At 69.9% G+C, this 2,338-nt stretch carries 2 protein-coding genes; both read left to right on the top strand.

Translation table 11 applies throughout. From position 1 onward, the window contains the following. A partial coding sequence (locus tag O3Q52_RS52055) for a glycoside hydrolase family 20 protein (protein WP_269655391.1) occupies positions 1-1,349 on the top strand: 1,349 nt, incomplete at its 5' end. 256 nt (positions 1,350-1,605) lie between these two features. Continuing rightward, a complete protein-coding gene (locus O3Q52_RS52050; RefSeq protein WP_269655392.1) occupies positions 1,606-2,124 on the top strand; it encodes a hypothetical protein in 519 nt (172 codons plus the stop codon). Positions 2,125-2,338 lie beyond the last annotated feature (214 nt).

Here is a 2,338-nt window from a genome sequence, read left to right as displayed (position 1 = left end):
GTCCGGCGAAGGGCGGGCGGGTCGTCGTGGGCGACGACGCGCTCGCGGACGAGGGGCGGCTGCTCGCCGGGGAACTGGGCCTGGCCTACGCGGGCTCGGACGGGGCGCGGGCCGGCGATGTGGAGCTGGGCCTCACCGACGAGGACGCCAACGCCGAGTCGTACACGCTGACCGTGAAGGACGGGCGGGTGCGGATCAGCGGGACGGCCGAGGCGGGCGTCTTCTACGGCACACGCACGCTCAAGCAGGAGGTACGCCAGGGCGGCACGGCACCCGAGGGAGTCGTACGGGACTCGCCGGCCAAGCCGCAGCGCGGGTTCATGCTGGACATCGCGCGCAAGCACTTCACGGCCGGGTGGATCGAGGACCGGATCCGTGAGCTGGGCGACCTCAAGTACAACCAGCTCGGGCTGCACTTCTCCGACGACCAGGGCTTCCGGATCGCCTCCGACTCGCACCCCGAGGTCGTGTCGAAGCAGCATCTGTCGAAGGCGGAGGTGCGGCGCATCCTCGCGCTCGCGGCGAGCCGGCACATCACCGTCGTGCCCGAGATCGACTCGCCCGGCCACCTGGGCGCCGTGCTCGCCGCGCACCCGGACCTCAAGCTCCGCAACACCCAGGGCGTGATCTCGCAGGGCTCGCTCGACATCTCCAAGCCCGAGTCCGCGAAGATCGTGGACGACCTGCTGAACGAGTACGCGGACCTCTTCCCCGGGCGGTACTGGCATGTCGGCGCTGACGAGTACCGGGCGCTGACGGTGTCGAACCCGGCGGCGTCCTATCCGCAGCTGGCCGCCGCCGCGAAGGACAAGTACGGCTCGGGCGCCGGGATCGCGGACCTCGCGACCGGGTGGCTCAACGACCGGGCCGACGTGATGCGCGGGCACGATCGGACCGTACGGGCCTGGAACGACGGGTTCTTCCCCGGGGGCGCGGTGCAGGCCGACGACGACATCCAGGTCGCGTACTGGACGGGCAAGGAGATCGGCGCGCGGCAGCCGGCCGAGTACCTGCGGGCCGGGCGCGAGGTCATCAACTACAACGACGAGTACCTGTACTACGTGCTCGGGCAGCCCAACGCCTTCGTCTACCCGACCGGGCAGCGCATCTACGAGCAGTGGACCCCGCTCGTCGTGCGCGGGACGACGCCGGTGTCACGGGAGTACGACGACCAGATCCTCGGCGGCTACTTCGCCGTCTGGTGCGACCTCTCCGGCTCGCAGACGCAGGACCAGGTGGCGGCGGGGATCCGGATGCCGTTGCGGGCGCTGACACAGAAGCTGTGGGATCCGCGGAAGCCGGGGATGCCGTGGGCGGAGTTCAAGCAGCTCGCGGGGAAGCTGGGCTGACGCCGAGATGGGATGTTGCCCCCGCGGTACGTATGGGACGGATGGGACGGGCGGGACGAGTGGTGCGGCCGTGACGGACGTGACGGTCGTGTCGCGTGGACGTCAACGCCCAGGTGACGGTATGCAGGACGAAAAGGCCTGGCCTGGATCACGCGCCGGTGTGGCGCAGTTGCGGCGGCTTGCCCGTTTCGGTGGCGAACTGCCGTGCGTGTGTGGTGTATTCACGCTGGCCGAACCGATACACCGGGGGAGCGGGATGGGCTACTGGGGATATTTCGTCGTAGGCAGGAGCGAGCAGCCGCTCGCGGAACTGGAGGCGCTGTCGGGTGCGTCCGGCCTGACGCTGCAGCAGACGGCGGACGACGGCTGGCAGGTGTGGGAGTACCCCAACGCTCCCGACGACCCTGCCAAGGGTGACGTCGGCAACATGAACGACCTGGCCCAGGAGACGGGCGCACCCGCGCTGTTCGGGTACGTGATGGACAGCGACTGCGTGGTCGTCGAGGCGGCCGCGCCCGAGAGCGGTGCCTGGACGACCTGCCTGGACAGGGACGCGATGGCCGGGTACCTCGGCGGCAACGAGGACGGGCTGGCCGTCGACGACTTCTTCCTCGAACCGCACGACGCCGTCGGGCGGGCCGTCGCCTGGGCCGCCGAATCGGGGCGTCCCGTGCCCGAGGAACCCCTCCTCGACGTGCTCACCTCCGACGCCGATCCGTCGGCCGAGATGCTGTTCTTCCGATTTCTGGACCGGCTCGGCGTTGTCCCCATGTAGATTTCGGCCAACTCGCAGTGTGACGTTCCGGCCACAGTGCACGCAGTAAGGGGAAGTGCGGGCTCCGTTACCAGAGGCGGCCCCACCGAGGGAGGCGTGATGAGCCTGGTGGAACTGATCGCTCAGGCCGACGAGCGTGGTCTTGCGGCGAGCGGGCTGGCGTGTCTGGACCGGTGCGTTCCGCTGTTGGGCGGGGACGACGAGCTTCTGCGGC

It is taken from the genome of Streptomyces sp. ActVer (genome assembly GCF_027270795.1).
In the GTDB taxonomy this organism is placed as follows: Bacteria; Actinomycetota; Actinomycetes; order Streptomycetales; family Streptomycetaceae; genus Streptomyces; species Streptomyces umbrinus_A.
The sequence above is the reverse complement of the archived record's forward strand: the minus strand, read 5'-3'. Positions and strand labels throughout refer to the sequence as shown.